8 protein-coding genes are annotated in these 8,794 nt (G+C 41.6%); all 8 read left to right on the forward strand.

Going from position 1 to position 8,794, the window contains the following annotated elements; genetic code table 11:
* Positions 1-108 precede the first annotated feature (108 nt).
* Positions 109-702 carry an acyltransferase gene (locus DK846_RS07905; RefSeq protein WP_109968375.1) on the forward strand — a complete coding sequence of 198 codons (594 nt, stop codon included), beginning with the start codon at positions 109-111 and terminating at the stop codon, positions 700-702.
* Positions 699-1,787 carry a DegT/DnrJ/EryC1/StrS family aminotransferase gene (locus tag DK846_RS07910; protein WP_109968376.1) on the forward strand — a complete coding sequence of 363 codons (1,089 nt, stop codon included), beginning with the start codon at positions 699-701 and terminating at the stop codon, positions 1,785-1,787. Before DK846_RS07905 ends, DK846_RS07910 begins: the two co-directional genes overlap by 4 nt.
* The gene (locus DK846_RS07915) at positions 1,788-2,702 is read left to right on the forward strand and encodes a Gfo/Idh/MocA family protein (RefSeq protein ID WP_109968377.1); all 915 of its coding nucleotides are present in this window, start codon (positions 1,788-1,790) and stop codon (positions 2,700-2,702) included.
* The gene (locus tag DK846_RS07920) at positions 2,699-4,138 is read left to right on the forward strand and encodes a nucleotide sugar dehydrogenase (RefSeq protein ID WP_109968378.1); all 1,440 of its coding nucleotides are present in this window, start codon (positions 2,699-2,701) and stop codon (positions 4,136-4,138) included. Before DK846_RS07915 ends, DK846_RS07920 begins: the two co-directional genes overlap by 4 nt.
* Positions 4,139-4,974: 836 nt before the next feature.
* The gene (locus DK846_RS18005; RefSeq protein WP_109968379.1) at positions 4,975-6,684 is read left to right on the forward strand and encodes a S8 family serine peptidase; all 1,710 of its coding nucleotides are present in this window, start codon (positions 4,975-4,977) and stop codon (positions 6,682-6,684) included.
* A 107-nt stretch (positions 6,685-6,791) separates the two neighbouring features.
* Positions 6,792-7,160 (forward strand): hypothetical protein, encoded by a 369-nt coding sequence (locus tag DK846_RS07930; RefSeq protein WP_109968380.1) that lies wholly within the window; start codon positions 6,792-6,794, stop codon positions 7,158-7,160.
* Between the two features lie 284 nt (positions 7,161-7,444).
* Positions 7,445-7,747, forward strand: coding sequence for a C1 family peptidase (locus DK846_RS07935; protein ID WP_109968381.1), 303 nt, complete (start codon positions 7,445-7,447; stop codon positions 7,745-7,747).
* Between the two features lie 488 nt (positions 7,748-8,235).
* Positions 8,236-8,794: DUF2341 domain-containing protein (locus tag DK846_RS07950; RefSeq protein ID WP_181391682.1), on the forward strand; the 559-nt coding region annotated here is incomplete at its 3' end.

Genomic DNA, 8,794 nt, shown 5'->3' on the forward strand with positions numbered 1-8,794 from the left:
GAACAGAAAGAAAAATCAATCAAATAGTAGATTAATATCTTGAAACAAACGATAATACCAGAATTATTTTTCCTTAAACGTAACCATATTATTTTTTGGGCAAATACTATGCAGAATTACGGAACCAATAATCTTGGAAAAAATATCACTCTCTTCAATCCAGTCTTTCTAGGCTTTCCGGCCAGGTATCACCTGGGATTAGATGTATTTACCGGATGTACAATCGGAGATAATGCTGTAATCCGCCCGGGAACAACCATATATGCAGATGTAACTATAGGTGAATCGTTTTCATCCGGGCATAATGTGATGATCCGGGAAAAGACAATTCTCGGGAATCAGGTTTCAATCGGAACAGGATCAATCATCGAAGGATATACAACCATTGGAGATCGGGTGAACCTCCAGAGTCTTGTATATATCCCAACTCATACAACTATAAAAGACGATGTCTTTATCGGACCGAACACAGTCCTGACAAATGACAAGTACCCACCAAGTAGAAATGCCATAATGGAAGGTCCTATCATATATGACAGAGCGCGAATCGGGGCAAATGTTACCATCCTTCCAGGTGTGACAATTGAAGAAGATGCCCTTGTTGCAGCAGGATCAGTAGTAACCAAAGACGTTCCTGCAGGTATGCTTGCAATTGGTTCTCCAGCACGCCACAAACCTCTTCCAAAGGAAACTGCACGATGATTCCAATTGCCAAACCTTCAGTCGGGGAAGATGAAGCGATCGCAGCAGCAGAGGTAATCAGATCGGGGATGCTTGCCAGTGGGCAGGAAGTCACAAAATTTGAGACTGCATTCTCCAGATTTATTGGATCAAATCATTCTATTGCAACCAGTTCTGGAACTTCTGCCCTTCATACAGCACTTTTATCTGCGGGAATCAATGCAGGCGATGAAGTAATCCTGCCAGCTTTCACTTTTATAGCAACAGCAACCTCGATCAGCATGTGCAATGCATCACCAGTTATCGCCGATGTTGATGATACCTTTTATTGCATTAATCCCGAATCGGTACTTGAACAGATAACCCCAAAAACACGTGCGATAATTCCAGTGCATCTTTTTGGTCAGTCATGTGATCTTGAACCACTCCGTCAGATCTGTGAAGACCACTGCCTTACTCTGATAGAAGATTGTGCCCAGGCACATGGTGCCAGGTATCACGGTAATACTGTCGGAACATTTGGAATGGCAGGTTGTTTTTCATTTTATCCTACAAAAAATATGACGACAGGAGAAGGAGGGATGATCACAGCGCATGATGAGGCATTTGCACGACGCGCAAGACTGTTAATCAACCACGGGCAGGAAATTAAGTACACCCATATTATGATTGGGTATAATTACCGGTTAACTAATATCGGTGCTGCAATTGGGAGAATACAATTAAAAAAACTCCCTGATCTCAACAAAATGAGGACAGAAAACGCAGAATTCTATCAGACTCATATCAACCGTGCTGGCATTATCTGCCCGACAATAAGACCGGGATGTGAACATGTCTTCCATCAGTATGCAATCCGCATACTTCCTGAGTGCGACCTCTCCCGGGATGATCTGATTCAGGCACTTTCAAGAGCAGGGATTGGTACTGCAATTCATTACCCGACACCAGTACATAAACAACCGGTTTATCAAGGGAGAATAAAAGGAGATGAAGCACCGGTATCTACCCGGCTTGCTAATGAAATTCTGAGTATTCCAGTCTGGCCTGGACTCTCAACTGAAGAGTTATCATACATATGCCAGACAATTAACGAGGCTGAATAAATGGATGTAGGAGTAATCGGAACCGGACAGATGGGAAAAAACCACGTCAGGGTGTATTCTGAACTCAAAGAAGTTGGAGATGTATATGTATATGACCTGCAAAAAGACGCTACAAATCAGGTATCCAAGGATTATGGCGCCTTTGCTGCATCAAATATCAGAGAACTTATCCATGAAGTAGATGCAGTCAGTGTTTGCGTTCCAACACCATACCATTTCAACACAGTATGGGAACTCCTAAAAGAGGATAACCATATTCTCATCGAAAAACCACTCTGTCAGAGAGCAGAAGAGGCCAAGAAACTTATTGAACTCATTTCAAGGGATATAATCATTGGAGTTGGCCACATAGAGAGGTTTAATCCAATCGTTTCAGAAATAAAAAATATGATCAAGGATCCCCTTTTTGTCGAGTTAAAACGTCACAATCCTGCATCCAACAGATTATCAGGAACAAGTAATATCGTTGAAGACCTCATGATACATGATATTGATATCATTCTTCATTCTCTTTTTTCAGGAACACCTTTGATTCATGCAATGGGCACTGAAGATGTCGCTTCAGTCCAGATGAGATATAATCAATCAATAATACAGGTTTCAGCAAGTCGAAAATCATCAAAAAAGATTAGGATGATTCACATAGAACAGGAAGATATGACCATAGAAGGGGATTTTATGACACAGGAGGTATATGTGTATCGAAAGCCCGGGAAATATAATGTAGAAAATGAACGGTACGTGCAGGAGAATATTGTTGAAAAAGTACAGGTTGCAAAAAAAGAACCTCTCCGGGAAGAACTACAAACATTTCTCTCCTGTATAAAAACGAGTACTCCCTTTCCGGTCACCCCGATACAGGCACTTGAGAATATAGAAATGTGTGAAATTATCACAAACCAGATGAAACAATGATTGATCACCTTCAGAAGATCATCCAGCAGCGGGGTCCGATTCAAACAATCGGAGTGATAGGAATGGGGTATGTTGGGATTCCTGCAGCTCTGCTTTTTGCACATGTCCCTTCAGTCAAGATGGTATATGGTCTGCAACGAAATTCATTAAGTTCAGGGTATAAAATATCCATGCTCAATGCCGGAGAACTTCCCCTGAAGGGAGAAGAGCCGAACCTTCCCGGGCTGCTCAAAGAAGTAATTGCCTTAAAGAAATTCAGATGTACCGATGATTTTTCCATTATCCGTTCATGCGATGCTGTAACGATTGCAATTCAGACACCATTTTTAAACCCGCTGGATTTAATTCCTGATTTTTCGGCACTTGAAGAAGGTATCAGACAGGTTGGTCGCTACCTGACCAAAGGGATTCTTATTGTGCTTGAGTCTACGATCACCCCGGGAACCACAATTGGTATTGCACGAAAAATTCTTGAGGAAAAATCAGGACTGGTTGCAGGAAAAGATTTCGCACTCGCTCATGCTCCGGAACGGGTGATGGTTGGAAGATTAATCCAGAACATCCAGGAACATGATAGGATCGTTGGGGGAATCGATGAGATTAGTACTAGCAGGGCCTGTGAACTCTATTCAATGGTGCTAACTAAAGGGAAAGTAATCCAGATGACCGCCACTGCAGCAGAGGTTACAAAAACAGCCGAGAATACACTGCGTGATCTCCAGATAGCTGCAGCAAACCAGTTGGCACTCTATTGCGAAGCAATGGGGGTGAACTTTTACGATGTCAGGGCCGGTGTTGACTCACTCAAAGGGGATGGAATAACCCGGGCAATCCTCTGGCCAGGAGCAGGAGTCGGTGGGCACTGTCTGACGAAGGATACATATCATCTGGAACGGGGAGTGCAGGCATCAGGGATAGAACCACTGGATTTTCCATCTGGTACTGATTCACTCTTTGTTACTGCCCGTAAAATCAATGACTTTATGCCTGATCATATGTTCCACCTGCTCAAAGACGGGCTGAAACGGATTCATAAGGAGATAAGAGGGAGTCGTGTTGCTTTATTGGGATGGGCATTTCTTGCCAATACTGATGATGCCAGAAATTCCCCATCAGAACTCTTTTACAAGCGATGTCTTGAGGTAGGTGCGGAGGTCAGAGTTCATGATCCCTGGGTAAAGGGCACATTAATTTCATCATCGCTTGAAGAAGTGCTGACTGGAGCTGATGCTGTCGTAATCTTTACCGGACATCGGGAATACCTGTCATTGAATTCTCAGGAGATCAGGAAAGTGATGAAAAAAGAATGTCCAATAATAATAGATGGGCGAAATATTGTAGATCCTGACCAGTATATTAATTTAGGTTTTATTTACAAAGGAATTGGGAGAGGAGACAAAAATAACCACCAGGTAATCACGTGTCCATTACAATAAGAAGATGTAATGAGGAACAGAAAATTTTGTACTTATCTTTCTCAATCGCTTATTTTTGTCCTATTACTTGTCAGGAACCCTGATCATTGAGAGCTGGGAACGAGGAAACTTTCAGTCAGTTCATCAGAATTTGAATAACCTTTTTTTCACAAATTGTTTATACCATCTGGTTCTCTCGAAGAATAGACTTTTTTCTCCGAATACCCTTCAAAAAACCAAATTTCCTTAAACAATAATCAAAAATGGTAAGCCCGAATTTACAAAAACGGGAGATAATCAGGACAAACGGTGCCATTCTTTTCAGAGAGGTAATGAAAAGAGAAACTTGCCAGAGCCATCACACCTAACAAAATCAGGTTAAGATGATAAAAACTATAGATACAAAATTGAGAAATATCCCAAATATGAGAAACCCCAAGTATTCATACAAAAGGACGCTATTGCAGGATCTGGCACTAATACGATAAACACATCACCCTGATCTTAACACTTCCTTACACCCCGTTATAAAAACGATATTCGGAGGTTTTTTTGCAAACTATTGTGAATACAGCCTTATTATTAAGAGGTGATATCCAACAAATCGGGATAGATCATATATACCTTATTTTTTAAAATAGAGCCAGGATATTGGACATTCCAGGTGTGAGAAAATTAGTTTCCTTCTTTAAGCGGTAAGCGAGTGTATAACAACAAAATCATCGTACAGATAAAAACCCACATAGATCAGGCTTCTTGAGATATGACGTTGGGATAACCACTCAATACACTTATACCAATGATGAGTTAAGTCTATATACCCGGATTTTTATCTTATCATATCAGAGATTGAACAAATGAAACAGATCTTAAAAAAAATATCTCTTCTTTTCTTTATCACAATGATTCTAGGATGCTTCGCGGACCCAGTTCCATCTCCACAATACATAACTAATAATTCCAGTTCAGTATCGACCGCAGAGATCTCTTCACATAATGAACAGGTAATAATTCAATCAAATTATCGTCAAAATGATCAACTATCAACAAATAATCAGACACAACTAGTATATTCTCTAACCTATAATAGAACGTACGCTCCTGATCATGTACTTGTGCAGTATAAAAAAGATAGCATTTCTTCAATGGGGAGAGAACCACAGGTTGCTGCGACTCTTAATACAAATATCCAGGCAACTGTTCTCGCTGATGAGAGTACCCTTGGCCTGTCTGGTATCCAGCTTGTAAAGATACCAAACGACACAACGGTTGATACAGCCATCCAATATTATTCGAATAATTCAAATGTGGAATATGCTCAACCGGACTATATTTATCAAGCCTTTGATGCTTCAGAAGCGATGCCAGTTACTTTAGTTACTGATAACTTTTCGAACTACCGGAGTCAGAGGAGGGATTCGGGGTTTATGTCATCAAATAATTCTCCACCACCATTGTCGTCCCAGATGATGATTGTTGTGCTGGGAAATAATTCAACCTCTTCAGCAAGTTGGCCAAATGATCCCTACTATAGTTATCAATGGGATATGCCAAAAATGGCTGCTCCTGATGCCTGGGCAGTTTCTACCGGTTCATCAAGTGTGACAGTGGCGGTTGTTGACACCGGTGTTGATTATACTCATCCCGATCTTGCCGCGAACTGTGTTTCAGGGTATGATTTTGTAAATAATGATGCTAATCCAATGGATGATAACGGGCATGGCACCCATTGTGCAGGAACGATTGCTGCAATTGGAAATAACGGAGTAGGAATAGCCGGAGTCACGTGGAATTCAAAGATTATGCCCCTTAAATTTCTTAATTCAGGGGGTAGTGGATACACCAGTGATGCATTAAGTGCATTTGCCTGGGGGTATTCTCGAGGGGTTAGAATATTTTCGAATTCCTGGGGAGGCTACGGAACGGATACAGCGCTCCAATCTGCGATAAATACGTATTCTGATGCAATATTTTTGTGTGCAGCAGGAAATGACGGGGTGAACATTGACAGTTACACTTTTTCACCAGCCGGCCTTTCTTGTGCAAATATTATTTCAGTGGCAATGACAGATTCAAGTGATAATCTAGTCTCATGGTCAAACTATGGGCCCACAACAGTAGATGTAGCTGCTCCGGGATTGAGTATCTATAGTACGATTCCCGGGAGTTATGGATATAAATCCGGGACCTCAATGGCGACGCCCCATGTTGCGGGGTTGGCAGCATTGGTTAAAGCGGTTAATTCCGGGTACACGGTGGCCCAAACCAAGTTGGCAATAATGAACGGAGTTGATACGAAGTCCGGGCTCTCCGGGAAGTGTGTAACAGGAGGACGGGTGAATGCAAATCAGACAGTCCGGATGGCAATTGCTTTGCAGGCAAGGTTTTATGGAGTTCCAGAAACTCAAATTTTTCCATTGATTGTGCATTTTTATGATGCTTCTTTAGGTAATCCCACATCATGGCTCTGGAACTTTGGGGATGGAAATACTTCAGGTCAACAGAATCCGGTTCACACCTTTAGCAATGTTGGTACATACCCGGTTACACTTACGGTCCAGAGGTAAAACCCGATAAAGCTAAAATCGGCAAGACCGAATATGAAATTCAATAAATGAGGGTTTTGGAGAGAGAAGACTAAAAATCAGAGAGAAATCCGTTTTTTACTCTATTTGTGGATGTTTCACAAACCACAAATTCCATTACTTGTTCTCACTGTGCTAATATTTCTTCAAACCAGTCATCAGAATCACTGGTTGAAACATTATCAATAAATAAAGAGGCGGAGGGGATACTAGTTGAATACCATGACAAAGAGGTAAATTTAAGTTGGATTGCAGGGCATATCTCTCTATCTAATCTTACTCCCGAAGTATGTGATCATCACTTTGGGGTTGTTCCTCCACATAGTATACAGGAGATCCAGAAACGTGCTCTTCTGGAAATTTCTGCGGAATCACTCCCTTCTTCATTCACCAGGCCATCAAATAATGGGAACTGGACCACCCCAATTCAAGAGCAGAGTAACTGTGGATCATGCTAGGTATTGGCGGAGACTGCGGTTTTTGAACCATACTGGAAACGATTATATCAGGATTCAAGTTAAAGTCAAAATTTTGCAGAACAGTATCTGTCAGTTGAATTGTCCAGTCAGAAGGATACAGCGATGGGTGGGTACTTCTTGATTACTTTATCAGTGCTACCGGGAGCTCTGGAGGGGTTGGGACCAAAGTTGAGACTTCCTATCCATGTACCGGAACAGATTCTTAATTTAAGTATCTTGGTTCTGATGCCCACATAAGGCTTCAACAGGTTCAATCTGGAATAATGTTGGAAATTCATATTCAATCAATTCCAACCAAAGAACAGATTAAATTTGCCATATATATCAATGGACCCATCTTTGTTGGGCTGGGAGTTTGGAGTTCATTTGATGTGTACATAGGTGGGATTTATTCAAGTTCATACACCGGAAACGTTAATCACGCGGTTGAACTCGTGGGCGTGGGGCAAATAATGGGAATACATCCCGGATATGTAAAAACTCATGAGGAACCAGCTGAGGTGAAAAAGGGTAGTTTAGAATATACGCGGAATCTAATCATATCGGATATGGGGCTGCATAAATGATAAATCCACCAACATATACGCTTACGATGTCATCCATAACCCCTTCAAACGCTATGCGAAGATCCGTGGTTCAGATTACCAATCTAACAAGACCATTTTTTTTGTTCAGGGCTAAAATTAACCTGACCCAAAAAGAATATTCCAAGTTCCGGCACAAAATGTGGCGGTACCATCATCTTCACTTATCAACCGGTTCCTTAAATCTTGCCGGGGTCTCATCTGGAGTCTGGAATGTCTCGGGTGCGAATTTCAATGGATGATGGGAAATCATGATTATGGGATTACCATGACTCCTAATATTACTACGAACCTTTATAGCATTCCGGGAACGATATTCAAACCTTTGAGGGTTAATTTTTATGATGCCTCAGATAAAAGCCTTTCGAGTTGGGCATGGAATTTTGGCGAGGGATCGTCCAATGCAACTCATTCATGCAGTATAGTCAGCGATTATACACTAAAATTCGCCATAAGGAATGGAAATTAATATGATTGGAAAATTCCAAGGTTTTGTATTAATTTGTATATTTATCGGAGTAGTTATAGGATGCAATCTTTCTGTACATGCTGATAATACCGTTTCAGGAGATATCAATATAAAGGATACGAGTTCTGCGACCGGAACAGTGACGGTAGCCAGTGGAGCACCGGCTTTTCTGTCCGGGTGGAATTATCGGAAGTTGCATGCTATTGGTGGGAGTCCAGATGGGGATTTAACCAACTATCCTATCCGCCTCCAGATCTATCGCGATGGGATAACTACCCAGTCAGGGAACGTGATTCAGGTGGGTACAAATGTTACCTCTGATTACCGAGATATCAGATTTACAGACGTTATTGGGAATATACTGCCATACTGGATAGAATCAGTAAATTCAACTGCTGCTGCAGTCTGGGTAAAATTGCCAACCCTGCCAAAAGGGGGTGCCCAGTTGTATGTGTACTATGGCAACTCAACAGCCAGTTCAGTATCGAGCGGAGGTTCAGTATTTACCCTCTTTGATGATTTTAATTCAGTCAATTCTAACTGGACACAGAGTGGGGGTG

The sequence above is a fragment of the Methanospirillum lacunae genome (assembly GCF_003173355.1).
GTDB classification, from domain to species: Archaea; Halobacteriota; Methanomicrobia; order Methanomicrobiales; family Methanospirillaceae; genus Methanospirillum; species Methanospirillum lacunae.